The sequence below is a fragment of the Mycolicibacterium fluoranthenivorans genome (assembly GCF_011758805.1).
GTDB classification, from domain to species: domain Bacteria; phylum Actinomycetota; class Actinomycetes; order Mycobacteriales; family Mycobacteriaceae; genus Mycobacterium; species Mycobacterium fluoranthenivorans.
This window is the reverse complement of record NZ_JAANOW010000002.1, coordinates 1-26151: the sequence shown is the minus strand read 5'-3', so window position 1 is coordinate 26151 and position 26151 is coordinate 1. Positions and strand designations below refer to the sequence as shown.

General features: G+C 66.7%; 21 protein-coding genes, 2 rRNA genes and 1 pseudogene. 11 read left to right on the top strand and 13 right to left on the bottom strand.

From position 1 onward, the window contains the following. The first annotated feature begins 5 nt into the window (after positions 1-5). Positions 6-1442, top strand: coding sequence for a neutral zinc metallopeptidase (locus FHU31_RS18150; protein WP_167161218.1), 1437 nt, complete (start codon positions 6-8; stop codon positions 1440-1442). Here the strand turns inward: FHU31_RS18150 and FHU31_RS18145 are convergent. The 3 genes and pseudogenes from FHU31_RS18145 to glgP form a co-directional block, all read right to left on the bottom strand. After that, positions 1439-2170 (bottom strand): MspA family porin, encoded by a 732-nt coding sequence (locus tag FHU31_RS18145; RefSeq protein ID WP_167161216.1) that lies wholly within the window; start codon positions 2168-2170, stop codon positions 1439-1441. The two genes, FHU31_RS18150 and FHU31_RS18145, sit on opposite strands and share 4 nt — an antisense overlap. Positions 2171-2228: 58 nt before the next feature. After that, positions 2229-3080, bottom strand: a complete 852-nt coding sequence (locus FHU31_RS18140) for a Vgb family protein (RefSeq protein WP_167161214.1) — start codon at positions 3078-3080, stop codon at positions 2229-2231. Beyond that, positions 3077-5669, bottom strand: a pseudogene (glgP, locus tag FHU31_RS18135) (alpha-glucan family phosphorylase). Before glgP ends, FHU31_RS18140 begins: the two are co-directional and overlap by 4 nt. A gap of 151 nt (positions 5670-5820) precedes the next feature. On the opposite strand from glgP, the gene FHU31_RS18130 reads away from it, so the two are divergent. Both FHU31_RS18130 and glgB read left to right on the top strand, forming a co-directional pair. Continuing rightward, positions 5821-7890, top strand: a complete 2070-nt coding sequence (locus FHU31_RS18130; protein ID WP_167161212.1) for an alpha-1,4-glucan--maltose-1-phosphate maltosyltransferase — start codon at positions 5821-5823, stop codon at positions 7888-7890. A 4-nt stretch (positions 7891-7894) separates the two neighbouring features. Continuing rightward, a complete protein-coding gene (gene glgB, locus FHU31_RS18125) occupies positions 7895-10090 on the top strand; it encodes a 1,4-alpha-glucan branching protein GlgB (protein ID WP_167161210.1) in 2196 nt (731 codons plus the stop codon). A 9-nt stretch (positions 10091-10099) separates the two neighbouring features. Here the strand turns inward: glgB and FHU31_RS18120 are convergent, their stop codons facing one another. The 3 genes from FHU31_RS18120 to FHU31_RS18110 form a co-directional block, all read right to left on the bottom strand. Next, positions 10100-10981, bottom strand: a complete 882-nt coding sequence (locus FHU31_RS18120; RefSeq protein WP_167161208.1) for a tetratricopeptide repeat protein — start codon at positions 10979-10981, stop codon at positions 10100-10102. Between the two features lie 13 nt (positions 10982-10994). Next, the gene (locus tag FHU31_RS18115) at positions 10995-11372 is read right to left on the bottom strand and encodes a DUF3817 domain-containing protein (RefSeq protein ID WP_167161206.1); all 378 of its coding nucleotides are present in this window, start codon (positions 11370-11372) and stop codon (positions 10995-10997) included. A 65-nt stretch (positions 11373-11437) separates the two neighbouring features. Beyond that, positions 11438-12631 carry an acetyl-CoA C-acetyltransferase gene (locus FHU31_RS18110; RefSeq protein WP_167162825.1) on the bottom strand — a complete coding sequence of 398 codons (1194 nt, stop codon included), beginning with the start codon at positions 12629-12631 and terminating at the stop codon, positions 11438-11440. Positions 12632-12727: 96 nt separating this feature from the next. Here FHU31_RS18110 and mce point away from each other — a divergent pair, with 96 nt between their 5' ends. Further along, entirely contained in the window at positions 12728-13204 is a 477-nt protein-coding gene (gene mce / locus FHU31_RS18105) for a methylmalonyl-CoA epimerase (RefSeq protein WP_167161204.1), read from the top strand. 7 nt (positions 13205-13211) lie between these two features. Here the strand turns inward: mce and FHU31_RS18100 are convergent, their stop codons facing one another. Next, positions 13212-13508: an Rv1322 family protein gene (locus FHU31_RS18100; RefSeq protein ID WP_167161202.1), complete on the bottom strand. Its 297-nt coding sequence runs from the start codon at positions 13506-13508 to the stop codon at positions 13212-13214. Next, the gene (gene nucS / locus FHU31_RS18095; RefSeq protein WP_167161200.1) at positions 13508-14194 is read right to left on the bottom strand and encodes an endonuclease NucS; all 687 of its coding nucleotides are present in this window, start codon (positions 14192-14194) and stop codon (positions 13508-13510) included. Before nucS ends, FHU31_RS18100 begins: the two co-directional genes overlap by 1 nt. 47 nt (positions 14195-14241) lie before the next feature. Here nucS and FHU31_RS18090 point away from each other — a divergent pair, with 47 nt between their 5' ends. Next, entirely contained in the window at positions 14242-15846 is a 1605-nt protein-coding gene (locus FHU31_RS18090) for an adenylate/guanylate cyclase domain-containing protein (RefSeq protein WP_167161198.1), read from the top strand. Here the strand turns inward: FHU31_RS18090 and glsA are convergent. Both glsA and FHU31_RS18080 read right to left on the bottom strand, forming a co-directional pair. Then, positions 15835-17127, bottom strand: coding sequence for a glutaminase A (gene glsA, locus FHU31_RS18085; RefSeq protein ID WP_167161196.1), 1293 nt, complete (start codon positions 17125-17127; stop codon positions 15835-15837). The genes FHU31_RS18090 and glsA overlap by 12 nt on opposite strands. Before the next feature lie 11 nt (positions 17128-17138). Then, positions 17139-18734, bottom strand: coding sequence for a hypothetical protein (locus tag FHU31_RS18080; RefSeq protein ID WP_263988228.1), 1596 nt, complete (start codon positions 18732-18734; stop codon positions 17139-17141). A gap of 10 nt (positions 18735-18744) precedes the next feature. Here FHU31_RS18080 and FHU31_RS32065 point away from each other — a divergent pair, with 10 nt between their 5' ends. The 3 genes from FHU31_RS32065 (at position 18745) to FHU31_RS18070 (ending at position 20735) form a co-directional block, all read left to right on the top strand. Continuing rightward, positions 18745-19107, top strand: coding sequence for a hypothetical protein (locus FHU31_RS32065; protein WP_263988229.1), 363 nt, complete (start codon positions 18745-18747; stop codon positions 19105-19107). A 336-nt stretch (positions 19108-19443) separates the two neighbouring features. Further along, positions 19444-20118, top strand: a complete 675-nt coding sequence (locus FHU31_RS18075) for a TetR/AcrR family transcriptional regulator (RefSeq protein WP_263988230.1) — start codon at positions 19444-19446, stop codon at positions 20116-20118. Then, positions 20115-20735, top strand: coding sequence for a TetR/AcrR family transcriptional regulator (locus tag FHU31_RS18070; protein WP_167161192.1), 621 nt, complete (start codon positions 20115-20117; stop codon positions 20733-20735). Before FHU31_RS18075 ends, FHU31_RS18070 begins: the two co-directional genes overlap by 4 nt. Here FHU31_RS18070 and FHU31_RS18065 read toward each other — a convergent pair. Continuing rightward, positions 20718-22097 (bottom strand): ABC1 kinase family protein, encoded by a 1380-nt coding sequence (locus tag FHU31_RS18065; RefSeq protein ID WP_167162821.1) that lies wholly within the window; start codon positions 22095-22097, stop codon positions 20718-20720. The genes FHU31_RS18070 and FHU31_RS18065 overlap by 18 nt on opposite strands. Positions 22098-22490: 393 nt before the next feature. Between FHU31_RS18065 and FHU31_RS18060 the strand changes: the two genes are divergently transcribed. From FHU31_RS18060 to FHU31_RS18050, 3 genes are all read left to right on the top strand, one after another. Further along, entirely contained in the window at positions 22491-23339 is an 849-nt protein-coding gene (locus FHU31_RS18060) for an alpha/beta hydrolase (RefSeq protein ID WP_167161190.1), read from the top strand. Between the two features lie 78 nt (positions 23340-23417). Next, positions 23418-24920: a DNA-3-methyladenine glycosylase 2 family protein gene (locus tag FHU31_RS18055; protein ID WP_167161188.1), complete on the top strand. Its 1503-nt coding sequence runs from the start codon at positions 23418-23420 to the stop codon at positions 24918-24920. Further along, positions 24917-25405 carry a methylated-DNA--[protein]-cysteine S-methyltransferase gene (locus tag FHU31_RS18050; protein WP_167161186.1) on the top strand — a complete coding sequence of 163 codons (489 nt, stop codon included), beginning with the start codon at positions 24917-24919 and terminating at the stop codon, positions 25403-25405. Before FHU31_RS18055 ends, FHU31_RS18050 begins: the two co-directional genes overlap by 4 nt. Before the next feature lie 98 nt (positions 25406-25503). Here FHU31_RS18050 and rrf read toward each other — a convergent pair. Then, positions 25504-25616 (bottom strand): 5S ribosomal RNA (rrf, locus tag FHU31_RS18045). 173 nt (positions 25617-25789) lie between these two features. Continuing rightward, a 23S ribosomal RNA gene (locus FHU31_RS18040) occupies positions 25790-26151 on the bottom strand; the annotation flags it as partial.

Below are 26151 nucleotides of genomic sequence, written 5' to 3'. Positions count from 1 at the left end.
CGGTCATGAATCGCCGACGGTGGGCGGGAACCGTGTTCAGCGCGTGCGTGCTGCTGCTGGTGACCTCCTGCGCGCACACGCTGCAGGGCAACGCGGTGTCGGTGTTCGCCGATCCGTTCCGGGTGGCCGGGATGCCCGCCACCGATGGGCCCACCGGCCTGCGTGACGACGCTGCCGCGCCGACCCGCACGGCGCGCGACACCGACGGCGGACAGATCGACCACCTGGCCGAGAGCTCCGTCAGCGATATCGAGGAATTCTGGCAGCAGGCCTACCCGCAGGCATTCGACGGTGAATTCACCCCTGTCAAAGAGCTGATCTCCTGGGATGCCGACGGTTTCGACGGCGAGTTCTGCGACTCGAACACCTACAACCTGGTCAATGCGGCGTTCTGCCACGACGACAACACCATCGGCTGGGATCGTGGCGTGTTGATGCCCTCGCTGCGCAAGGCCAACGGCGATATGGCCGTCACCATGGTGCTCGCGCACGAATACGGACATTCGGTGCAGAAGCAGGCCAAGCTCACCCGCAAGGCCACCCCCACCCTGGTCTCCGAGCAGCAGGCCGACTGCCTGGCCGGCGTCTACATGCGCTGGGTCGCCGAGGGACATTCCAGCCGGTTCACGCTGTCCACCGCAGACGGCCTGAACAACCTGCTGGCGGCAATGATCTCGTTCCGCGATCCGCTGCTCAAAGAGGGGGATTCCGCCGCAGGCGAGGACGAACACGGCTCGGCCTTCGAGCGGATATCGGCCTTCCAGTTCGGCTTCACCGACGGCGCGTCGTCCTGTGCCTCGATCGACCCCGCGGAGATCAAACAGCGCCGCGGCGACCTGCCGGTGCTCCTGCCGGAAGACCAGTCGGGCGAACTGCAGATCACCGAGGCGTCGGTGCGCTCCATCGTCGATGCCATGGGCATCCTGTTCGCACCGAAGAACCCGCCCCAGCTGACCTTCGACCGGCCCGCGTGTGCCGATGCCCATTCCGACGCGGCCGTGACCTTCTGTCCGGCGAGCAACACCATCTCGGTGGATCTGCCCGCGCTGGAGGCCATGGGCGCCCAGTCCGAAGCCGAGCCCGGCACGGGCCTGACGACCGGCGACAACACCGCCTATTCGGTGCTGGTGTCCAGGTATATGCAGGCGATCCAACACGAGCGCGGCGGCCTGGCCCTCGACAGCGCCAAGGCCGCGTTGCGGACGGCCTGCCTGACCGGCGTCGCGACGGTGAAGATGACCCACGCGGTGAACACCCCGGACGGCAACACGATTCAGCTCACGGCCGGCGATGTCGACGAGGCCATCTCCGGGATCCTCAGCAACGGTCTGGTGGCCAGCGATGTCAACGGGGAGTCCGTACCGTCGGGCTTCTCGCGTATCGACGCCTTCCGGGTCGGTGTGCTGGGCGATGAGGACCGCTGCTTTAAGCGGTTCCCCTAAACCTGTTTGGTCACCCCGTAATACCCGAGCACGACATCGGACTGATCCGTCGAACGGGTCAGCACCGCGTAGGACCGCAGGAACGACTGGCCCACACAGCCGTCGATCTTGATGTGGAAGTTGGACACCATCACCCACGGATCCGGGCCTTTGAACTCCTTCTTCACCACCGGGACGATGTTGACGATGCCGGGCTTCAACGCGACGCCGATACCGCCGCTCACCGGGATGGAGAAGATCGGTGCCACGCCGGTGGGCAGCGCGCCCAGCGGCCCGCTCAAGCCCAAACCACTGTTCAGACCCACCGAGCCGGTCAGGGTGACTCCGTTGGACGTGCTCATGTCGATTCCGCAGCCGATCTGGTAGCCGACCTCCAGCACACCCCGGGGCGCCGACGCGGAATCCGGGGGCACCAACGATCCGTTGAACACGCCGCCCGCGCTGTACTCCCGGGAGGAGACAGCCGTCGTCAGCGGCGCGATCGGCAGCTGGACCTCGTCTTTGGACGAGACCGTCAGTGTCCAGCCATCGGGCGTCTTCACGGTCTGCGGCGGCGCCGACGGGACCCTGCCGTCATCGACCGGCGGTGGTGGCACCTCGTCGGGCGGCGGTGCGTCGGCGGCGGCCGGTTGGATCGCCGGCGGGTCCGCCGGGTCGGCTACCGCAACAGGTGCCCACAGCACCAGCGCGACGGCACAGGTGCCGAAGGTGGCGGACCGGATCGACATCCTCGGAATTTACCCGGCGCCCGCCGCTGCCCGTGGCGAGTGCGAAAAGTGCGTCCGCTCAGCCGACAGGCAGGCGCAACACGTATCCCGATTCCAGTGCCACCCACAGCGCACCGTCGGGTGCCATCGCCACCCCGTGCGGTTCGCTTCCCGGCGGCAGGTCGATGGTCGCGACCTCGCCGTCGGCACCGACCCGGGCCAACTGGTCGGCACCCCACAGGCTCACCCAGACCCCGTCGGCCTGGTCGGCCACCACCGCGTGCGGTTTGCCGGGCAGGTCGAGTTCCTGGATCGCCTCGTTCATCGGGATCCGCCCGAGCTTGTCGGCCCGGATGGCGGTGAACCAGACCGCGTCGTCATGGGTCGCGGTGATCCCCACCGGCCCGGCAGACGGCGTCGGAGTCTGCCGGGTGCTCAGCTTTCCCGCCATGTCCACCCGCCCGATCGCACTGGCACCGTTGAGCGTGAACCACAGGGCGCCGTCGGGTCCCGCGGTGATCATCGACGGTCCCCCTCCGGGCACGGCCACCATGTCCACGGCACCGCCCGCGTCGACCCGCCCCACCGCCCCGGAGGCTGCCGCGGTGAACCACAGCGCACCATCGGGACCCACACAAAGACCGAAAGGTGCACTGCCATAAGGCAATTCGATCTCGCTTCGGGCACCGTCCACCTCGATGCGACCGATCCGGTCGTCACCGTTGCGGGTGAACCACAGCGCACCGTCGGGGCCCGCGGCGATGATCGACGGCTTGCTGTCGGGATGCACCGGATAGACGCGGAGGTCACCGTCGGGCGCGATGCGCGCGATCTCGCCGCTGTGCACCAGCGTCACCCAGACGGCCCCGTCGGGTCCGGGGTTCAGCGCATACGGACCGCCGGGCACGGCGATGTCGAGAAACCCCCTCACGCGAGCGTGACGAGTCCGAGTTCGCCGGTGCCGGCCAGCAACCGGTGATACGGCAGCACGCGCACGGTGTAGCCGACGGGACCGGCCGCGGGCAGCGGCGCCGTGGTCGAGAAGATCTGGTTGCCGCCCTCACCGGGACCGGTGTACGTCATCTCGACGGTGACCGGGTTCTGCAGCACGTCGGCGGCGTCCACACCGCCGAGCACGGCCTGCACGACGACTTCCTCGGGCGCCAGCCCGGCCAGGTGCACCGACGCGGTCAGGGTCAGCTCGCTGCCCAGTACCGGTGTGTCGGGCAGCCCGTAGCTGTCCACATCGGTGATCTGGATCCGCGGCCACGCCTCGAACGCCCGCCGCCGGTAGTCGGCCAGGTCTCGGGCGGCACCGAACGGGACCTCGGGCGCGTCATCGGCGGGCTCGATCGTGGCGCGCAGGGATTGTGCCGCGGGTGCGTAGTACTTCTCGGTGTAGTCGCGCACCATCTCCACCCAGCGACCGGGCACGCCGTGTTCGTTGCGCTCGTAGTACTTCGGTGTCACCGATGATTCCAGCAGGTCGTACAGGGCCCCTGCCTCGATGTCATCGCGCCGGCTCTCGTCGGCCAGGCCGTCCGCCGTCGGGATCTCCCAGCCGTTCTCGCCGTCGTACCACTCGTCCCACCACCCGTCGCGGATGGACAGGTTCAGCCCGCCGTTGAGCGCGCTCTTCATACCCGAGGTACCGCACGCCTCCAACGGGCGCAGCGGATTGTTCAACCAGACGTCGCAGCCCCAATAGAGCAGCCGCGCCATCGACATGTCGTAGTCCGGCAGGAACGCGATGCGGTGCCGCACCTCGGGACGGTCGGCGAAGCGCACGATCTGCTGGATGAGCGCCTTGCCGCCGTCATCGGCCGGATGCGATTTACCGGCCACGATCAACTGCACCGGCCGCGACTCGTCGAGCAGCAGCTTCTCCAGCCGGACCGGGTCACGCAGCATCAGGGTGAGCCGTTTGTAGGTAGGCACCCGGCGCGCGAACCCGATGGTCAGCACCTCGGGATCGAACGCGGTGGCGATCCAGCCGAGTTCCGCCTCGGAGGCGCCCCGCTCCAGCCAGGACCGGCGCAGCCGGGCGCGGACGTCCTCGACCAGGACCGCACGCAGCTGTGACCGGATCCACCACAGATGCCCCGGATCGACCTGCTGCAGCCGCTGCCAGGTCTCCGCCTCGCCCAGCGAGTCCAGGTTGTCGCTGCCGATCAGGTCGCGCGCGAGTTCCACCCACTGCGGGGCGGCCCACGTCGGCGCGTGCACGCCGTTGGTGATGGAACCGATGGGCACCTCGGCGGTGTCGAAGCCCGGCCACAGCTCGTTGAACATCCCCCGGCTGACCCGCCCGTGCAGGAGCGACACCCCGTTGGCGCGCTGGGCCAGCCGCAGACCCATATGCGCCATGTTGAACTTCGACGGGTCGTCCTCGGCGCCGAAGGCGATGATCCGGTCCAGGGGAACTCCGGGCAGCAGACGCGAATTCGCGCCAGCGCCCGGCCCTGCGGCCTGCTCCTCGCGCGAGCGCTCGTCGGCCCCGAAGTAGCGTTTCACCATGTCCACCGGGAACCGGTCGATACCGGCGGGCACGGGGGGTGTGGGTGGTGAACACCGTCGACGAGCGCACCACGGTCAGCGCGGTGTCGAAGTCCAGTCCTGCGTCGATGAGCTCACGGATACGTTCGGCACCCAGGAACCCCGCGTGCCCCTCGTTCATGTGGAACACTTCCGGGGCCGGGCGGCCTTCGATCTCGGTGTAGGCGCGGATGGCGCGGACACCACCGATACCGGCGAGGATCTCCTGCCGGATGCGGTGTTCCTGGTCGCCGCCGTAGAGCCGGTCGGTGACCGTACGCAGGTCGTGTTCGTTCTCACCGATATCGGAATCGAGCAGCAGCAACGGAATTCGGCCCACCTGGGCCACCCAGACGTGAGCGGACAGGTGCGCACCCTCGGGCAGCGCGAGATCGATCAACACCGGTTCGCCGTCAGCGCTGGTCAGCAGCCGAAGTGGCAGACCCTGTGGATCCAGCGAGGGATAGGTCTCGTGTTGCCAGCCGTCGGCGGTCAGCGACTGACGGAAGTACCCGGACCGGTAGTACAAACCGACACCGATCAGGGGCAGACCCAGATCGGATGCGGATTTCAGGTGATCACCGGCGAGGATACCCAGGCCACCCGAGTAGTTCGGCAAGACCTCGGCGACGCCGAACTCCATGGAGAAATAAGCGATCCCGCTGGGCAGCCCGTCCCCGGCGGCCTGTCTCTCCTGATACCACAGCGGCCGGGTCAGATAGGTGTCCAGGTCCTCCGCCAACTGGTCGACGCGTTCCAGGAAACCGCCGTCGAGCGCCAGCTCGTCCAGGCGTTTCGGATCGACCCCGCCCAGCAGGGCGATGGGATCCTGCCCGACCCGCTGCCACAACTCGGCGTCGATCGCCGCGAACAGGTCCTGGGTCGGCTTGTGCCAGGACCATCTCAGGTTGTTGGACAGCCGCTCAAGCGCGCCGAGGCGGTCGGGTAGGTGGGCTCGGACGGTGAACCGGCGAAGAGCTTTCACGTGACTTGACCTTACTGAAAATTCAGGCCGCGGTCGGATTCCCGAGGTTGGATTACAGACTGGTTCCATCGGGCACCCTGTGCCAGTCCGCCCACTACGGTGGACATCGACGCGCGGCGACAGAGCCGCGCCCGCATGAGGGAGTGAATGGGTGCCCGGTCGTATCGAGATCGATGACGCAGCGCCCGTGCTGTCCGGTGGGCGTTTCCCCGCCAAGGCTGTGGTCGGCGAGGTGGTACCCGTCAGCGCGGCGGTGTGGCGCGAAGGCCACGATGCGGTGGCCGCAACGCTGGTGGTGCGCTATCACGGCTCGGCATATCCGCAGCTGGTCAGCGATCCGCCGGGGATGAAACCGAGTCCGCCCGCCCCTGCCACCCCACCGCGGATCAAACCCCTGGCGCTGCCCATGGCGCTGGGCCGCACGCCCGATGTGTTCCACGGCCAGTTCACGCCGGACAGGTTTGGGCTGTGGACTTTCCGGGTAGACGGCTGGGGTGACCCGATCAGCACCTGGCGAAAGGCGGTCACCGCCAAACTCGACGCCGGGCAGGGCGAGACCGAACTGTCCAATGACCTCCTCGTCGGTGCCCACCTGCTGGAGCGCGCCTCGACCGGGGTACCACGCGAGCACCGACAGCCACTTCTGGACGCGGCGGCGGCGCTGCGCAGTCCGGGGGATCCGCTGACCCGCGCCGGCCTTGCCCTCTCTCCCGCGGTCGGTGACCTGCTGCGGAAATACCCGCTGCGCGAATTACTCACCCGTGGTGAACAATTCGGCGTGTGGGTGGATCGGCCGCTGGCCCGGTTCTCGTCCTGGTACGAAATGTTCCCGCGTTCCACCGGTGGATGGGACAGCGAGGGAAAGCCGGTGCACGGCACCTTCGCCAGTGCTGCCAAGGAGTTGCCGCGCATCGCTCGGATGGGTTTCGACGTGGTGTATCTGCCCCCCATCCACCCGATCGGCAAGGTCCATCGCAAGGGTCCGAACAACTCGGTGACCGCCGCGCCCGGCGATGTCGGGTCACCGTGGGCGATCGGCAGTGACGAGGGCGGCCACGACGCGGTCCATCCCGATCTCGGCGGGATCGAGGGATTCGACGATTTCGTCGCTGCGGCAACCGATCACGGCCTGGAGGTGGCCCTGGATCTGGCGTTGCAGTGCGCACCGGATCATCCCTGGGCCAAGACACATCCGGAGTGGTTCACGGTGCTGCCCGACGGCACCATCGCCTACGCCGAGAACCCGCCGAAGAAGTACCAGGACATCTACCCGCTGAACTTCGACAACGACCCGGCCGGGCTCTACGAAGAGGTCCTGCGGGTGGTGCGCTACTGGATCTCGCACGGCGTCAAGATCTTCCGAGTCGACAACCCGCACACCAAACCACCGAACTTCTGGGCGTGGCTGATCGGTAAGGTCAAAGACGAGAGCCCCGACGTCCTGTTCCTCTCCGAGGCGTTCACCCGGCCGGTGCGGTTGTACGGCTTGGCCAAACTGGGCTTCACCCAGTCCTATTCGTACTTCACCTGGCGCACCGCCAAGTGGGAGCTCACCGAGTTCGGCGAGGAGATCGCCAAGTACGCCGACTGCGCCCGGCCCAATCTGTTCGTCAACACCCCCGACATCCTGCACGAATCACTGCAGCACGGCGGCCCCGGGATGTTCGCCATCCGGGCCGCGCTGGCCGCCACGCTCAGCCCGGTGTGGGGGGTGTACTCCGGCTACGAACTCTTCGAACACGAAGCGGTACGCGCCGGCAGCGAGGAGTACCTGAACTCCGAGAAGTACGAGCTGAGGCCACGAGATTTCGAGGGGGCGCTCGCCTCGGGGCGGTCTCTTGAACCATTCCTGACCCGGCTCAACGAGATTCGGCGCCTGCACCCGGCGCTGGCCCAGATGCGCACGATCAAGTTCCACCATATCGACAACGACGCGCTGCTGGCCTACAGCAAGTTCGACCCGATCAGCGGCGACTGCGTCCTGGTGGTGGTGACCCTCAACGCCTTCGGCCCGGAGGAGAGCACGTTGTGGCTGGACATGGAAGCACTCGGCATGGAGGCCTACGAACGGTTCTGGGTTCGCGACGAGATCACCGGCGAGGAGTACCAATGGGGCCAGTCCAACTATGTGCGCCTCGATCCCGTCCGGACCGTCGCCCATGTCATCAACATGCCGCTGATCCCGCACGACGCCCGAATGACCCTACTGCGAAGGGAGTGAGCCGATGACCCGGATCAACCCGGCCACCAGCACTCACCTGCGTCCCGACGATGCCGATCTGCACCGCCTGCTGACCGGCGAGCACCACGACCCGCACTCCATCCTGGGTGCCCAGGAATACGGCGACCACACCGTCATCCGCGCCTTGCGCCCGCACGCCGAGACGGTGGCCGCCGTGATCGGCGGGGTGCGCTACGAGGCCACCCATATCGACGGCGGATTGTTCGCGGTGGCGGTGCCGATCACCGGACTGATCGACTACCGACTGGAGCTCGGCTATCCGGGTGCGCCCGTGCTCACCGTGGCCGACCCGTACCGATTCCTGCCCACGGTGGGCGAGATGGACATGCACCTGTTCGCCGAGGGCAGGCACGAGCGGCTGTGGGAGATGCTGGGCGCACATCCGCGCACCTTCACCACCGCCGACGGCCCGGTACCCGGGGTGTCGTTCGCGGTGTGGGCGCCGAATGCCAAGGGCGTCAGCCTTATCGGCGAGTTCAATCATTGGGATGGCATCGAGGCGCCGATGCGCAGCCTTGGTTCGTCCGGCGTGTGGGAGGTGTTCTGGCCCGGCTTCCCCACCGACGGCATGTACAAGTTCCGGGTACACGGCGCCGACGGCGTGGTGTCCGACCGGGCCGATCCGATGGCCTTCGCCACCGAGGTGCCACCGCACACCGCATCGCGGGTGAACACCAGCTCGTATGAGTGGAGCGACGGCGACTGGATGGCCGGACGCACCCTGCGCAACCCGGTATTCGAGCCGATGAGCACCTACGAGGTGCACCTGATGTCGTGGCGGCCGGGCCTGAGCTACCGCCAGCTGGCCGACGAACTCACCGAATACGTGGTGGCACAGGGCTTCACCCATGTGGAGTTGCTCCCGGTCGCCGAACATCCGTTCGGCGGGTCGTGGGGGTACCAGGTCACGTCCTACTACGCGCCGACCTCACGGCTCGGTACGCCCGACGAGTTCCGGCACCTGGTCGACACACTGCACCAGGCCGGGATCGGTGTCATCGTCGACTGGGTGCCCGCCCATTTCCCGAAGGACGCCTGGGCACTCGGACGGTTCGACGGCACCGCCCTCTACGAGCATGCCGACCCCCGACGTGGCGAGCAACTCGACTGGGGTACTTACGTATTCGACTTCGGCCGGCCCGAGGTGCGCAACTTCTTGGTGGCCAACGCGCTGTACTGGCTACAGGAGTTCCACATCGACGGGCTGCGGGTCGATGCCGTGGCCTCCATGCTGTACCTGGACTACTCGCGGCCCGCGGACGGCTGGACACCCAACGAATACGGCGGCCGGGAGAATCTGGAAGCAGTGCAGTTCCTGCAGGAGATGAACGCCACGGTGCACAAGATCCACCCGGGCATCGTCACCGTCGCCGAGGAGTCCACCTCATGGCCCGGCGTCACCCGCCCGACCAACCTTGGCGGCCTTGGCTTTTCCATGAAATGGAACATGGGCTGGATGAACGACACGCTGGCCTACATCGCCCGCGATCCCATCCACCGCAGCTTCCACCATCACGAGATGACCTTCTCGATGCTGTACGCGTTCAGCGAGAACTACGTGCTGCCGATCAGCCACGACGAGGTGGTGCACGGCAAGGGCACCCTGTGGGGCCGGATGCCGGGCAACGACCACAACAAGGCCGCCGGCGTCCGAAGCCTGCTGGCCTACCAGTGGGCACACCCCGGTAAACAGCTGCTGTTCATGGGACAAGAGTTCGGGCAGCGCGCCGAATGGTCCGAGGAACGTGGGCTGGACTGGTATCAGCTGGGCGAACAGAGCTTCTCCACCGGCATCCAGCAGCTGGTCGCCGATATCAACCGGCTGTACCGCAGCCGTCGTGCCCTGTGGTCCAGGGATACCGTTCCCGACGGTTACTCCTGGATCGACGCCAACGACTCGGCCAACAATGTGCTGAGCTTCCTGCGCTTCGGCGATGACGGATCGGTGCTGGCCTGCGTGTTCAACTTCTCCGGAAGCGAGCATGCCCAGTACCGCCTCGGGTTGCCCCATACCGGGACGTGGCGTGAGGTGCTCAATACCGACGCGACGATCTACAACGGTGCCGGGCTGGGCAATCTCGGCTCTGTCGAGGCCACCGCACAGCCCTGGCACGGCCGTCCCGCGTCGGCGGTGATGTCGCTGCCGCCGCTGGCCGCGCTCTGGTTCGAACCGGCCTGATCCGGCCGGTCAGTACAGGGCGTTGGCCAGGTTGCGCCGGCCCGCGATGACATCCGGGTCGGCGGCGTCGAACAGTTCGAAAAGTTCGATCAGGCGGGTCCGCACCTTGGTGCGGTCATCGCCCGCGGTCCGCTTGACCAGCGCGATCAGCCTGTTGAACGCCGGTGCGACGCTCTGCTGCAGGATCTCGACATCGGCGGCGGCGAATGCGGCCTCGATAGCGTCGGGGGCGGCGTCGGCCGCCGCCACGGCGTCGGGACTGTGCGTGGTGGCCCGCTGCAGGAACGAGATCTGCCGGATCGCCCCGGTGGCCTCGGCGTCGTTGGGCTTGGCCGCGAGAATCGCCCGATAGGCGGCCAGGGCGGCGTCGAAGTCACCGTTGTCCAGATGCGCGCGGGCGGCCTCCACTTCGGGGTCGACCTGCTCGGCCTCGTCTCCCCCGCCGCCGGGGTTGCCCGCGGCCTGCAGCAGTGAGTCGATCCACCGCCGCAGCTGCTCGGGCGGCTGCGGCCCCTGGAAGCTGGCGACCGGCTGCCCGCCGACCACTGCCACCACGGTGGGTACCGCCTGCACGCCGAACATCTGCGCCACCCGCGGGGTGGTGTCGACGTTGACCATGGCCAGCACCCAGCTGCCGCCGTCGGCCGCGGCCAGCTCGGCGAAGGCGTCGCCGAGCGCGGCGCTGGCCTCGCTGCGTGGGGTCCACAGCAGCACCACCACGGGTTTCTCGCCGGAACGGACCAGGACCTCGGCTTCGAGGTTGGCTTCGGTTACCTGAACGGCACCCGACGGGCCCGCGGCGGCGGCTTGTGAGGGCGGAGGTTGCTTGAGGGCCGACAGATCGACCGCGCCAGCCAGCGCGGGGCCCAGAGAAGACCGGGGTCGTGTCACATCGACAAGTCTGTCACGTCGCCGGCGCGCTCGACCCGGCTGGTTCGCCCCGCGTTGTCTTCCCGTCGCTTCGGACACCCAGCCGGCCGGTGCGATCCGCCCAGATGACGAAGATCACACTCGCCAACGGCACGATGCTGGCCAGCAATGCCGCTGTCCAGGTGGACAACGACCACTTGTGGGCCAACCCGACCAGCAGCGCCAGCACCACGAAGGCGATGAAGATGCCACCGTGGATCGGGCCGAACACCTTCACGCCGATCTCGGTGCGGGGTGTACCCAGGTATTTGAAGTACATCCCCACCAGCAGACCGACCCAGCTGACGGCTTCGGCGCCGGCCACCAGCCGGAACCAACTCGCGGCGCGTTCACCGCTGACCATGCGTGCCATAGGGCCCATTGTGCCCGAGCAAGCACTGAGCTACTACGCCCTGTCGTTGAAGGTTGAGAACGCGCTCAGGGGCGGCGCAGAATCAGCGCGTCGCCCTGGCCACCGGCTCCGCACAGCGCGGCGACGGCGTAACCCGAGCCCTTGCGTGCCAGCTCCAGCGCCGCATGCAGGGTGATCCGGGCACCGGACATCCCGATCGGGTGGCCGATGGCAATGGCGCCGCCGTTGACGTTCACCTTGGCAGCGACAGCCGCCTCGTCCAACCCCAATTCGCGGGCCGACGCCAGCGACACCGCGGCGAACGCCTCGTTGATCTCGACGACATCGAGTTGATCGACCGTGATGCCCTCGCGCGCCATGGCCTTCTTGATCGCGTTGGCCGGCTGGCTCTGCAGCGTCGAGTCCGGACCGGCGACCACACCGTGCGCACCGATCTCGGCCAGCCAGCTCAGCCCGAGCTCCTGCGCCTTGGCCTTGCTCATCACGACGACCGCCGCGGCTCCGTCGGAGATCTGCGAGGCCGAACCGGCGGTGATGGTGCCGTCCTTGCGGAAGGCGGGCTTGAGTCCGCTCAGCGATTCGGCGGTGGTGTTGGCGCGAATGCCCTCATCCTCATTGAACTCGAGCGGGTCACCCTTGCGCTGCGGGATCTGCACCGGCACGACCTCATCCGCGAATACGCCGTCCTTCCAGGCCGCCGCGGCCTTCTGGTGCGATTGGGCGGCCAGTTCGTCCTGCTGGGCGCGGGTGAACTGGTCGACATCGTTGCGCTGCTCGGTGAGCGCGCCCATCGGCTGGTCGGTGAACACGTCGTACAGACCGTCGTAAGCCAGGTGATCCACCAGCGTGGTGTCGCCGTACTTGAAGCCCTCGCGACTCTTGGGCAGCAGGTGCGGGGCCTGGCTCATCGATTCCTGGCCACCGGCGACCACGACCTCGAACTCGCCGGCGCGGATCAGCTGATCGGCCAGCGCGATGGCGTCGATACCCGACAGGCACATCTTGTTGATGGTCAGGGCGGGCACATCCCAGCCGATCCCGGCGGCGACGGCGGACTGGCGTGCCGGCATCTGACCGGCACCGGCGGTCAGCACCTGACCCATGATCACGTAGTCCACGACGGAGGCGTCCACACCCGCCTTCTCCAGCGCACCTTTGATGGCGATCGCCCCCAGATCAGTACCCGAGAAGTCCTTGAGCGAGCCCATCAGCTTGCCCACCGGGGTGCGGGCGCCCGCCACGATCACCGAGGTCGTCATGTCCATCCTCCAAAGGTTATGTAAAGCGCGCCGAACGAGCTTAGTGTGGCCTATCACACAGGCATAAAATCGACTATGTCAGGTTACTTTTAGTCTATGACCACCGAGCACGTCGACACCCGTCCGGCCCTTGCCAGCGCACTGGTGACCGCCATCGACCACGTCGGTATCGCCGTGCCGGATCTGGACGCCGCGATCAAGTGGTACCACGACCACCTCGGCATGATCGTGCTGCACGAGGAGGTCAACGAGGAGCAGGGCGTCCGCGAGGCCATGCTCTCGGTGCGCGGCGCGGCCAAGGGCAGCGCGCAGATCCAGTTGCTCTCCCCGTTGGACGAGAAGTCCACCATCGCCAAGTTCATCGATACCCGCGGCCCCGGCCTGCAGCAGCTGGCCTACCGCACCAGCGATATCGACGCCCTCTCCGAGCGCCTGCGCGCCGACGGCGTCCGGCTGCTCTACGACGCGCCGCGGCGCGGCACCGCGAACTCGCGGATCAACTTCGTCCACCCCAAGGATGCCGGCGGTGTGCTGATCGAACTCGTCGAACCCGCCGCCTCCAGCGACCACTGACGAGCCACTAGCTCCACTTGCGGGTCGGGCCTCGGTTGGCCCTGTTGGCCCAGCACGGCGTATGCCAGTGCCTACGGTCGTCGATATCGGCCTCAACACCGCCCGGACCCGCCGGCCACACCAGCACATGCGCGGTCCCCGGCTTGATCTCGTGATCGCAACCGGGACAGCGGTAGGTCTTCTCGGCACGCGCCGCCGGCACCGGCCGGACGTGGTAGTCGTAGCCGTCCGGCCCCGCTTCGACCCGCGGCGGCGACGGCAGCGGCCGCACCGGCTGCGCGCGCCGGTTCGGGCGACGGCCCATCAGAACAGCCGGAACTCGTCGTTGTCCATCCCACGCATCTTGTCGTAATCCAGTACGACACAACGAATTCCGCGATCCTCGGCCAGCGTACGGGCCTGCGGCTTGATCTGCTGGGCGGCGAAGACACCACTCACCGGCGCCAGCACGGTATCGCGGTTGAGCAGCTCCAGATAACGGGTCAACTGTTCCACGCCGTCGATCTCACCGCGCCGTTTGATCTCCACGGCCACCGACCGACCGGTCTCATCCCGGCACATCAGGTCCACCGGGCCGATCGCCGTCATGTACTCGCGGCGCACCAGAGTGAACCCCGCCCCGAGCAGTTCGACGTGTTCGGCGAGCAGCACCTGCAGGTGTGCCTCGACACCGTCCTTGACCAATCCCGGGTCCACCCCGAGCTCATGACTGGAGTCGTGCTCGACGTCCTGCACGGTGATGCGAAGCTGTTCCCCCGCTTTGTTCTCCACCACCCACACCATCTCGGCGCCGTCGGCCGAGGCGTCCGGGACGCCCTCGGTGACCCAGCACGGCGGGCTCATCCAGTTCAGCGGCTTGTAGGCACGGTCGTCGGCGTGCACGCTCACCGAGCCGTCGGCCTTGAACAACAGCAGCCGACGGGCCGACGGCAGATGGGCGGTGAGGCGTCCGACGTAATCGACGGTGCATTGGGCGATGACGAGGCGCACCGAACCACCATAGATTGCCCGGGCGTTGTCACTAGGCTGACGCCACGATGACGGCCAAGAAGAGCACCGCGCAAAGACTCGGGCTGGTGTTGGAGAAGGTGACCAGCCAGAGCAGCCGGGTGCCGAGCACCCCGGCCTACGGATCATGGATTCTCGGTCGCGTTTCGGAGACCCAGCAACGCCGCCGCGTACGCATCCAGACCATCCTCACCACGTTCGCACTCGGGGCCAATCTCATCGGTGTCGGTGTGGCCGTCCTGGTCGTCACGGTCACCTTCCCGGTTCCCAGCGTGTTCGACGCACGGGTGCGATGGATCACGTTCGCGGTGGCACCGGCTTACATCGTGCTGGCCTTCATCGTCGGAGTCGTCTGGGCGACCAACCGGGTCATCAACAACGTCCGGTGGGCGATCGAGGAACGAGAACCGACGCCGCAAGATCAGCGCAACACGTTCTTCGCGCCGTGGCGGCTCACCCGCGTGCTCTTGGCGCTGTGGGGCGGCGGCACCGTCGTGCTGACCGTGTTGTACGGACTGCAGGACACCAACTACATCCCGAAGGTGCTGCTCGGCATCAGCTTTCCCGGCATCGTGGTCTCGGCAAGCTGCTACCTGTTCACCGAGTTCGCCCTGCGACCGGTGGCCGCACAGGCCCTCGAGGTCGGTCCCCCGCCGCGGCGGTTCGCCCCCGGCATCATGGGCCGGACCCTGACGGTCTGGGCGCTCGGCTCGGGGGTGCCCGTGCTGGGCATCCTGCTGGCCGCGATCATCACGCTCTCGCTGCACATCGTGTCACCGACGCAGTTCACCGTCGCGGTGATGATCCTCGCGACGTTCGCGCTGGTGTTCGGCTTCATCCTGATGTGGATCCTGTCCTGGCTCACCGCCACCCCGGTGCGCGTCGTACGCGCCGCGCTCAACCGGGTGGAACGGGGCGATCTGGACACCGAGTTGGTCGTCTTCGACGGCACCGAACTCGGCCAACTCCAGCGCGGCTTCAACGCCATGGTCGTCGGCCTGCGCGAGCGCGAACGCGTACGCGACCTGTTCGGCCAGCACGTCGGACGCGAGGTCGCGGCGCTCGCGGAGAAGGAACGGCCTCAACTCGGCGGTGAAGAACGCCATGCCGCAGTGATTTTCGTCGACGTGATCGGCTCGACCGCGCTGGTGACCAGCCGCCCGGCGGTCGAGGTGGTCGCGCTGCTGAACCGTTTCTTCGCGGTCATCGTCGACGAGGTGGACCGCCATCACGGCCTGGTCAACAAGTTCGAGGGCGACGCGGTGCTGGCGGTATTCGGTGCGCCCGTCTCACTGCCGAACCCCGAGGACGAGGCGCTGGGGGCCGCTCGGGCCATCGCCACCCGGCTCCGCGCCGAGGTCCCCGAGTTGAAAGCCGGTATCGGTGTGACGGCGGGTCAGGTGGTGGCGGGCAACGTCGGCGCCAAGGACCGATTCGAGTACACCGTCATCGGCGAGCCGGTCAACGAGGCCGCCCGGTTGTGCGAATTCGCCAAGTCGGTACCCGGCCATCTGGTGGCGTCTTCGGACACGCTGCGCGGTGCCACCGAAACCGAAAGCGCCCATTGGACTCTGGGTGACAGAGTCACCCTGCGCGGGCTGGACGCGCCGACCCGGCTGGCACTACCGGTCTGAGAACTGCTCACGGATGAATGTCTGGGCGGCGTCCACGGCTTGCTCGATGGTCGCGTACCGGATGTTCTCGAACTCGGACCCGTCGGGGATCACCACACGGTCAGGGTCCACGATCAGCCCGGCCTTGCCACGGTCGCGCAGCGCCGCACTCATCCCGGACAGCAGGCCCCTGGCCGCGTCGTCGATGTCGTCGACCCGCGAGACATCCAGGATCCCCACCCTGAAATCGTCGCAGCCGCGGTCGACGGTGCGCACCACTTGCTCCGCCCCGCAGAACAGCAGATCACCATGCGTCTCGTAGACGCGGATGTTGTCGTGTGGCTGGTAGACGGCCCGCAGGGTGGCGCGGGAATCCCGCGACACGGTCAGGAAGTGCAGCCCCAGCTGCTCGGACAGACTGCGGCACAACCGAACTCCCCGCACACTGTTGCCCTTGGCGTCCAGTAGCGGCGAATAGACACCGATGCCCACCTGTCCAGGCAGCACTGCCACGATCCCGCCGCCCACCCCACTCTTGGCCGGCATGCCGACCGCACTCACCCAGTCACCGGCCGCGTCGTACATCCCGCACGTCACCATCACCGACAAGGTGCGCCTGACCACCGCGGCGTCGGTGACCCGGCGGCCGGTCATCGGATTGATACCGCCGCGGGCCAGCGTGGCGGCCATCCGGGCCAGGTCGGTGGTCGTGACGTTGAACGAGCACTGCCTGAAGTACACGTCGAGTACGTCGTCGGGATCACCGTCGAGCACACCGAAACTGGCCAGCATGTAGGCGATCGCGCGGTTGCGACTGCCGGTGCGCTTCTCCGATGCGTACACCTGCGGATCGATCTCCAGCTGTCTGCCCGCGAACGCCGAGTAGAACTCTCGGATCAGTGCGAACTTCTCATCCGGTGTGGCACCCGGAACCAGCGACACGGCCGCGATCGCACCGGCATTGATCATCGGGTTCTTCGGTGTCTTGGTCGCAGGGTCGACGCTGATCTCGTTGAACGCCTCACCGGACGGTTCGACGCCGATCTTCGCATCGACCGCCCGCTGCCCGATCTGATCCAGGGCGAGCGCGTAGGTGAACGGCTTGGAGATCGACTGGATGGTGAATTCCAGTGCCGCATCCCCTGATTCGTAGACAAATCCATCGGAGGAGGAAAGCGAGACGCCGAATCCGTCCGGGTCGACAGTGGTCAGCTCCGGGATGTAGCTGGCCAGCGCGCCCTCGGCCACCCCGGCGTGCTCGGATCGGATCAGGTCCAGATACTGCTGTACCAGTGCGGCCACAACCGCAGAGTCTACGGCTGCGGGTAAGGCGCGAACCGGTTGTCGAATCCGTTCTTGCGGGCGGCGAGCTGCGCGGCCCGGTCGGCGGCGCTGACGTACGTCGTGTCCGGGGGCAGCACGTCGCCGAGCTCGCCCAAGGTCACCAGCTGAGAGCGGACGGTCGGGGATGTCCCGTCCTGCAGTACCTGGAAGCGGATGGAGAGGGTGCCCTGATGCAGTCCACCGGTGGAAACCCAGTTCGCCACACCGGGATCGGTCGGCGACACCACGATCGTGTAGGTCCCGTCCCCGTTGGGTGTCGCCTGGGAGATGTTGAGGCTGGTCTGTTCGTTCCAGTAGTCCTTCGTGACGGTCCAGTCGTCGGTCACCGGGACGACGAAATATCCGGCACCGTCCGGGTTGATCGTGAGCACCAGGGCCTGATCGTCGGCGAGCTGGAAGTAACCCGCACTCTGCAGCTGGGTGGCCAGGAACTCGGCGTTGCGGGTCGGGTTGCGCAGCACGTTGGGTTCCTGGCGTTGCCCGGTGGCCGGATCCGTGGTGGCGACGGCGATATAGGTGGCCTCGCGTTGAATGCCGAGCGCCATGATCACCGCGGTGACCGCGCCGCGCAGGACCGGCGGTACGGATGGGAGCGGCGGGATCAGCGAAACCAGTTTCGTCAGAACGGGATTGCGCACCACGGCCGGTCCGATCCGCGGTATGGCGAAACCGCCGAGCTGGCTGAACAAGCTGTTCGGCGGACCTCCGACGCGGGTGATATCCAGGCTCATCGGCACCTCGGTGCCCCAGTCCGACAACGTGTTGCGTGTCGCGATCAGGGTGGCGTCGGCGGGTAGTTGCAGATGGTTGACGCGCCCGTTGGCCGGCGTCGAGTCCGCGGTGACGGTGAACGTACCGTCGGGGTTGACCGTGAAGTTGTCCTTGGTGAGCACCGCCGCGGTGTCCCCGGTCAGACCGGTCAGCACGCTGAACGTGGTGTCGGCCGGCACGTGGGCAGGGTCGGCGAACCGCCCGGTGATCACGTACTTCGACGCGCCGTTGACTCCCATGAAGCGGTAGATGGTGTCCGGGTTGTCGTACAGGATGCGGGAGGCGGGAACGGCCTCGCCGGGCTGATCGGACCAGGTGTGCGGCGGGGCCACCTGCATGACGACGGTGGGTTCGGCCGAGTTGAGCAGTTGCTGCTGGAAGGCGGATGCCATGGCGTACGCATTCACCGCGGCGTCCAGGCGATCGAGGTTCCCCTGGTCCGGTCCGCCGACCTTGTCGAACTGCTGCTTGGCAGCCGACAGGAATCCGGCACGCAGGGCGAGCTTCACCAACGCGACCGGCAACGTGTTGACGACGCGCTTGGCCAGCTTCTCCGCCGCGAGCTGGTCCGGGGTGCCCAGCGGACTCGTCGCCCCAGCCGGCTGCGCGGTGACCGCGGCAACCTTTGCCGTGGCAGTGGTCGCCGCCGTGGCAGTGCGGGCGTGGGAAGCGGTGTCGTTGTCATGACCGATTTCGCGGCGTGCCACACCGGCAAGGGCCACGGCGGCCGGAGTGTCCTCGGGCCCTCGTGGGCGATCCGGCGCCTCGTCGTCGGGCTTGGTGGCACGCGGCACTCCCTTCGCCGTGACAAGACGCGACAGCGTGCGCTGGGCTCGTACGAGCGGCCGCCGCGACGTCGAGGTCCGAGGGCTTCGCCCGGCCGTCGACGATGCGGCGGTGCCGCCGTTGGATGGTGCGGGTTCGGCATCGGCCTTGGGCGGGGTTGCGGAGGCTGTGGTTGCGGAGGCAGGGGTGTGGTCCGCGCCCGGCTGGCTCACGCCGGCCGCGGGTGCGTCGGAAGGAGTCTCCGCGGCGGCGCTACCCGGGGAGTTGGCGATCGCGGCCCCGATCCCCAAGGCCACGGCCAACCCGCCGATCCGTCCGATGAATGCTGCGCTGCTGGACAATCTGCACCTCTTCTGTGACGACGGTCACAAACCTGTATAGCAGTGCCGAAACCGCGGCAAATCCAAACGTTCGATACTGGATGCGCCCGAGACCACCCGTCCGGACAGGCTCTCTCGGCATTCGCGTGACACCGACTCACACTTCACGAGCGGAGCAAACTTGCACAACCATGATTGATATGTCAATCTTTGCATCCCTGAGGTGGCCGCCGATGGTGGTGTGACAATCGGCCGCGGGTCCACCCCAGGTGTCGAGGGGGCGCGACGGTGGTCAGGCGCGACGCGACTGACCACCCTCGTGAATTCCCGATGTGCCCGACTTCGAGTCCGCGGGTTACCCGAGAAGTTCAGCACAGGATCGCTGTACACTCGCCGGGTGCAAGGGTCGGATGCCGCGGTCGAGGGCACTACACCACGACGTGGCCGGCCGAAGACCGCGGGGCTACAAGAGGCCCGGCGCAAGGCCATCGTCTCAGCGGCGTTCGCGGTGTTCACCCAGAAGGGGTATGACGACACCTCCATCGCCGATATCGCGGCTCATGCCGGAATCGGCCACGGCACCATTTACCGGTACTTCACCAGCAAACGCGAGATCCTGGATCACGTCTTCGATTTCGCGGTGGAGAAAACTGTGCACGCCCTCTCCTTCGAAGAACTCACGCTGGCCCTGGCCGACCGCGAACAGGCACGTGAATTGGTGGAGACTGTCGGCACGCGCCTTTTCGAACTGGTCGACCGCGAGCCCGGACTACTCAAACTGATCACCGTGCAATGCAGTGCGATCGACCCGGAACTGCGCGAACGGGTCACCGGGCTGTACTCCATGCTGGACGCCGAACTATCCCGTGGCCTGCACCATCTGGCACCGTCGACCGATGACGACGGCGAATGGACGCGCATGGGCCGTCTCGCGATCGGCATGATCGGCCCCGGCCTGGTGATGACGCTCCTCGGTGATTCCGACGCTGCCAAGCGCACGCACTTCCTGCAATCGGCGCAGGCGTTGGTCGATCGTGGCGTGCTGACAGTCCCGGAGGGGGCGGCCGAATGACCGCAACGCCGGCCTCCGATCGCGCATCGCAGCTGTACGCGGCGGCCGTCGAGTTGTTCATGGCGAACGGCTACCGCGAGGTCGACGTCGCCGAGATCGCGGCAGCCGCCGGCGCCAGCCACGGCACGTTCTACAACTATTTCCGCAACAAGCGCGACGTCCTCACCGCCATCCAAGCGAACACCGAAGCCGAGATCCTCGCCACGGTCAGCCCGACCGAAGGTGCGCCGCCACCGGCCGCCCGCGAGGACTTCATTGCCCAGTTCCAGCTTCGGATCTCCGGCGCCATAGCCTATTTCGTCGAGCGCGCCGAGTTCATGGCATTCATCGCACTGACCGCCGCCGGGGTCGATGACGCCGCACTCGCCGCCACCCTCACCACCTATCAGCGCGCGGCCCAGCAGTTCACCCGGCTCTTCGAGCACGGCCGTGAACAAGGCTGGGTGCATCGCGATCTCGATCTGGATGTCGCGGGACAAGCTGCGGTGTCCGCGATCATCACGACGGTGCTGCCGGCCCTGGTCGGCGGCGCCGACGAGGTGGACGTCGAGGAAGCCACGGCGCTGTGCACCAACTACCTTCTGCACGGGATGCGCGGCCTACCGCAACCTCGTTGACTCCCACTGTGCGATACGCCGACCCATCGCGGTGGCCGGCTCCCCGCCCAGAATCCACTCTTCCGAGATCGCCCGCCAGGGCCCACTGGACTGCAGATCGCCCAGTAGCGCACACACACTCATCTCGGTTCGGCGCGAGAACAGGTGCTCACGCGGAACTCGTTGGCGGTACATGCCTTTGCGGAACTCCGAGCGAGGCAGGATCGCCTGGGACAGCGACCGGTAGGCGACCTTGGGAGTTATCGTGACCACACCTGGCGCAAGATGCCAAGCAGCCACAGTGGTCAGGTAGTCCATCACCATCTCTTCGGGCATCGACGTCTCGTCGACGATGAACCCACCGGCGCGGGCGAACTCATAGGCCGTCCGCGAATCCCCGGCGAGCACCGCACCGAGAACCTTCCGTTCCAGCTCGAGCTGCGCCGAGTCCATCGTCAGGTACAGTCCGAAATCCACGAATCCCACCGCACCGTCGGCAAGCACCACGATGTTGCCCGGATGGGGATCGGCGCAGAACCGCCCGGTGGTGTGCACACCACCGCAGTAGAAACGGTAGACGGCCTCACCGAGGTGGTCCGCCACTTCCGGGCGCACCGGACCGAGTTGGTCGAGCGTGGTGCCGTCCAGATACTCACTGGTCAGTACCTTTGCCGTACAGAGACTTTCAATGGGTTCAGGGATACGGAACACCGGATGGCCGAGGTGGTCCTGGTACACCTGGCGGTGATTGGCGAACTCCCGCCGATAATCCAATTCGAGCAGAATCTGGTCGCTCAGTTCGTCGACCAACTCCTCGAGGCCCACATTCGGTAAATCGCGGGACCGCAGACGGACCAGCAGCGCAAGGTTTTTCAGGTCGGCGCGCACCGATGACTGGGCCGACGGGTACTGCACCTTGATGGCCACCGCCCTGCCGTCGTCGAGCACACCGCGGTAGACCTGTCCCAGCGAGGCCGACGCCAGCGGTTCGGGTTCGATGGACACCAACTGCCTTCGCCGGTCCCCCAGTTCGCGATCGATGACTCCGAACATGGCCGCATTGGCGACCGCGGGGGCGCGCCGGTACAGCGGGGCCAGCCGCCGGGAGAACTCATCGCGCGCCTCCGCCGAGCTGAGCCCGAGGTTCAGCAGCGACAGCGCCTGCCCGAGTTTCATCGCGGCGCCCTTCATCGCGCCGAGCGCCGACACCAGATCGTCGGCAAGCCGCAGCACCTCGGCATCCCGGGCGGCGGCCTTCTCGTCGTCGGACATGAACGGTTCTCGCGCCCGCCGCAGGGCCCCGCGCGATACGTGGGTGACCGCCACTTTGCTCAGGCGCGCGCCGCGGGCCACCCGGCCCTGCGGCTGCCGATCGTCAGGCATCCTCACGCCCGCATATCAGTACAGCAATCATGTTTCAGTTGCCGTTTCGGCGAGATCGTCACCAGAGGACGACCAACAGCAGCTATGACCACGTCTGTACGCCCCCCATTGGCCGTAACTTGGCGAATTCGCACGTCGGCGATCCGTCGACGGTGGCACAGAATTTTCCTGAGTGCAACTTTATGCACCGGAGTCGTCAGCGCGCCGCAGCAACCTTCTGGCAATTAGTCGACTGGCATGTCAGTATTGGTCAGATTCGCGGCCCGCGGTACGGGAGGACCGGCAGGGCTGCACAAGGTGACACCACGGGGGGAGACACATGACAACGGGTATCACGCGCATGGCGTGGCGGTCAGCCTGGGTCGGTGCCAGTGCACGGCGCCGCGGCGACGCATGAATCCAGATACGACTCGACCGCTGCGGCAGAAGATCGACAAGGGCTCGGCGTCGTCAGCCCGCCCGGCGCTGGTGTTCATCCACGGCGCCGGCCACTCGACTCAGTGCTGGGACGAGCATTTCCTGGACTACTTCGCCGACCGCGGTTACCGCGCCATCGCCCCGGACATGCACGGGAGGGGGCGCGGCGCTTCCATCGCCGACCGCGTCAATCGCGTCCACGCCCTCGTCGCCGATCTGCCATCCGCACCGATCCTGATCGGCCATGCCACCGGCGGGTACATCGTCCAGGAATACCTACGCACACACCGCACTCCGGCGGCGGTGTTGCTCTGCTCCGCCCCATCGCCCACTCACCTGTCGGCGATGATGCGCGGAACCCGCCTGCGTGATCTGCTCTTCGGGGCGGGCACTGCGGATGCACTTGTCGAAGCGTGCTACGCCGATAGGGACGACGGCGCCCTGCGCGCACTGTCCCCCGCTCTGGACCCGACGCAGGAACCCAGACCGAAGCTGCGACTGCTCAGGCCCCATGACACGCTGACCCCACTGCTGGTCATCGACGGCAGCCGGGATTCCTGGGACCCCGCGGTGGCCCGGTCTTTGGCCCGCGACTACCACACCAAAGCCGAACTGATGCCCGGCCTGCGGCACGACGCGATGCACGGACCCGGATGGATGGCCGTGGCCGAACGCATCCGGCGCTGGGTCGAGGCCGTACACCTTCGGGTGTCCGCTGTGCGGACCATCGGCCCACCGGATCGGGTACATCGATTCGGCGTGGTGGGTACGTCGGCCCGCACCACCGTGACACCGAGCAGTCCCCCGTGGGGAGGGCGGCGATGACCGCGGTGCAGTACGCGCCGCCACCTTGATGTCGTTTTCCCGCTAGTAGTGTCGGTGGGTGCGTGTAAGGCTGAATGCATGCACGACGATTTCGACCGCTGTTACCGGGCCGTCCAGTCCAAGGATGCCCGCTTCGACGGCTGGTTCGTCACCGCCGTACTCACCACTGGAATCTATTGCCGCCCAAGCTGCCCCGTCCGTCCGCCACTGGCCCGCAACGTCCAGTTCCATCCGACGGCGGCGGCCGCGCAGCGCTTGGGCTTCCGAGCCTGTAAGCGGTGCCGCCCCGATGCGTCGCCGGGGTCTCCGGAATGGAATGTCCGCGGCGATGTGGTCGCCCGCGCCATGCGGCTGATCGCCGACGGCACCGTCGATCGGTCCGGCGTCACCGGACTGGCGGCCCACCTCGGCTACACCACCCGACAGTTGGAACGGCTCCTCCAGGCCGAAGTCGGCGCCAATCCGCTGGCGCTGGCCCGGGCGCAGCGCACCCAGACCGCGCGCATCCTCATCGAGACGACCGACCTTCCCTTCGGTGACGTCGCCTTCGCCGCCGGGTTCGCGAGCATCCGCCAGTTCAACGACACCGTGCGTGAGGTCTGCGCCCTCACCCCCACCGACTTGCGCCGACGGGCGCGGACCAGGTTCGGCCGCGAGGACCATGCCACCTCCGATGTTCTGTCGTTACGGCTGCCGCTCCGGACGCCGTTCGCCTTCGAAGGACTGTTCGGGCATCTGGCCGCGAGCGCGGTACCCGGCGTCGAGGAGGTCCGCGACGGTGCCTATCGCCGGACGCTTCGCCTTGCCTTCGGGTCCGCAGTGGTGAGCCTGACACCGCAGCCAGACCATGTCCGCTGCCGCCTGGTGGTCGACGACTTCCGTGACTTGTCGGCGGCGATCGCCCGCTGCCGGCGGCTGCTCGATCTCGATGCCGATCCGACAGCAGTGGTGGAGGCGCTGAGCACCGACTCGCACCTCGCTCCGTTGGTGGCCAAGGCACCTGGGCAGCGCATACCGCGCACGGTGGACGAAGACGAACTCGCGATCCGGGTGGTCCTGGGGCAACAGGTATCCCTCAAGGCCGCGCGCACGCATGCCCACCGGCTTGCGGTCCGGTACGGCACCCCGATCGCAGATGCAGGTGGCGCCCTGACACATACGTTCCCCACGGTGGACCAACTGAGCGAGATGGACCCGGACCGGTTGGCCATGCCCGGGGCGCGACGCCAAACCCTCATCGCCCTGGTGACCGCCCTCGCCGCCGGCGAGGTGGAGCTCGACGCCGGCGTCGACTGGAACCGGGCCCGGGCCCAGCTCCTGGCGTTGCCAGGGATCGGTCCGTGGACGGCCGAAGTGGTCGCGATGCGCGGACTCGGAGACCCGGACGCCTTCCCCGTCACCGATCTCGGCGTCAGGGCGGCAGCCGCGTCGGTCGGGCTGCCTGCCGCAGCGGCCGCCCTCACCGCGCACAGCACGCGATGGCGCCCTTGGCGTGCCTACGCCACCCAACATCTGTGGACCGCATTGGACCATGCCGTCAACGACTGGCCGCCCACCGAGAACCAGCAGGAGAAACGATGATGAGGTTCCGCTCGATCGACAGCCCCGTGGGGCCGCTCACGTTGGCGGGGCGAGACGGACGATTGATGCACCTTCGTATGGTGGATCAGACCTACGAGCCGGACCGCGCCGACTGGCAGCCCGACGAACACGCCTTTCCCGAGGCGGTAGAACAGTTGAATGCCTATTTCGCCGGTACCCGCACGCATTTCGACCTGGAACTCGAACTGACGGGGACTGCATTCCAACGCAAGGTGTGGCAGGCGCTGTTGACCATTCCTTTCGGCGAAACGCGGTCATACGGCGAAATAGCCGAGCAGGTCGGCTCGCCCACCGCATACCGGGCCGTGGGATTGGCCAATGGTCATAATCCGGTGGGCATCATCGTGCCGTGCCATCGAGTGATCGGCGCCAATGGCAATCTCACCGGTTATGGCGGCGGACTGGACAAGAAAAGGGCGCTCCTGGAAATGGAGAAGAGCAGGAATTCGCCGGCACTGTTCTGAAAACGTGCGGAGGGTTTTTGTCAGGCACGAAAATTCCTGAATACACAAATGCCTCGGCCCTCCAATCTAGGATTGGAGGGCCGAGGGCTTTAAATTGTGTTCGGCGGTGTCCTACTTTTCCACCCGAAAGGGTAGTATCATCGGCGCTGGTAGGCTTAGCTTCCGGGTTCGGGATGGGTCCGGGCGTTTCCCTACCGCTATGGCCGCCGTAACTCTATTCACTTTTCAGTGACCCCCTCGTGGGGGAAATCTGTGGGTGTGTTTTGGTGGTGGGGTGCAGTCAAAATATTGTTTGATCTGCTGTGAATATGTGGTTGCGGGCAATGTGTTGTGCGTCTTTTTTCTTACACATGGTTTTGTTTGTTACCCCACTTTTGTTGGGGTGTGTGTAAGTTTTCGGCCGGTTAGTACCAGTTCCCTGAACCTATTACTAGGTGTACAGGTCTGGCCTATCAATCCCGTGGTCTGCGGGGGGCCTTATCCCTCTAAAAGGGTGAGAAGCCTGGTCTTGGAAGAGGTTTCCCGCTTAGATGCTTTCAGCGGTTATCCTGTCCGAACGTAGCTATCCAGCCGTGCCCCTGGTGGGACAACTGGTAAACCAGAGGTTCGTCCGTCCCGGTCCTCTCGTACTAGGGACAGGTTTCCTCAAGCTTCTGACGCGCGCGGCGGATAGAGACCGAACTGTCTCACGACGTTCTAAACCCAGCTCGCGTGCCGCTTTAATGGGCGAACAGCCCAACCCTTGG

Bases quoted from the DNA above. Each gene is read 5' to 3' on its own strand.
- FHU31_RS18150 (WP_167161218.1), top strand. From the start codon at position 6: ATGAATCGCCGACGGTGGGCGGGAACCGTGTTCAGCGCGTGCGTGCTG.
- FHU31_RS18145 (WP_167161216.1), bottom strand. From the start codon at position 2,170: ATGTCGATCCGGTCCGCCACCTTCGGCACCTGTGCCGTCGCGCTGGTG.
- glgB (WP_167161210.1), top strand. From the start codon at position 7,895: ATGACCCGGATCAACCCGGCCACCAGCACTCACCTGCGTCCCGACGAT.
- FHU31_RS18115 (WP_167161206.1), bottom strand. From the start codon at position 11,372: ATGGCACGCATGGTCAGCGGTGAACGCGCCGCGAGTTGGTTCCGGCTG.
- FHU31_RS18110 (WP_167162825.1), bottom strand. From the start codon at position 12,631: ATGACGACCTCGGTGATCGTGGCGGGCGCCCGCACCCCGGTGGGCAAG.
- mce (WP_167161204.1), top strand. From the start codon at position 12,728: ATGACCACCGAGCACGTCGACACCCGTCCGGCCCTTGCCAGCGCACTG.
- FHU31_RS18100 (WP_167161202.1), bottom strand. From the start codon at position 13,508: ATGGGCCGTCGCCCGAACCGGCGCGCGCAGCCGGTGCGGCCGCTGCCG.
- FHU31_RS18090 (WP_167161198.1), top strand. From the start codon at position 14,242: ATGACGGCCAAGAAGAGCACCGCGCAAAGACTCGGGCTGGTGTTGGAG.
- FHU31_RS18070 (WP_167161192.1), top strand. From the start codon at position 20,115: ATGACCGCAACGCCGGCCTCCGATCGCGCATCGCAGCTGTACGCGGCG.
- FHU31_RS18065 (WP_167162821.1), bottom strand. From the start codon at position 22,097: ATGCCTGACGATCGGCAGCCGCAGGGCCGGGTGGCCCGCGGCGCGCGC.
- FHU31_RS18060 (WP_167161190.1), top strand. From the start codon at position 22,491: ATGAATCCAGATACGACTCGACCGCTGCGGCAGAAGATCGACAAGGGC.
- FHU31_RS18055 (WP_167161188.1), top strand. From the start codon at position 23,418: ATGCACGACGATTTCGACCGCTGTTACCGGGCCGTCCAGTCCAAGGAT.
- FHU31_RS18050 (WP_167161186.1), top strand. From the start codon at position 24,917: ATGATGAGGTTCCGCTCGATCGACAGCCCCGTGGGGCCGCTCACGTTG.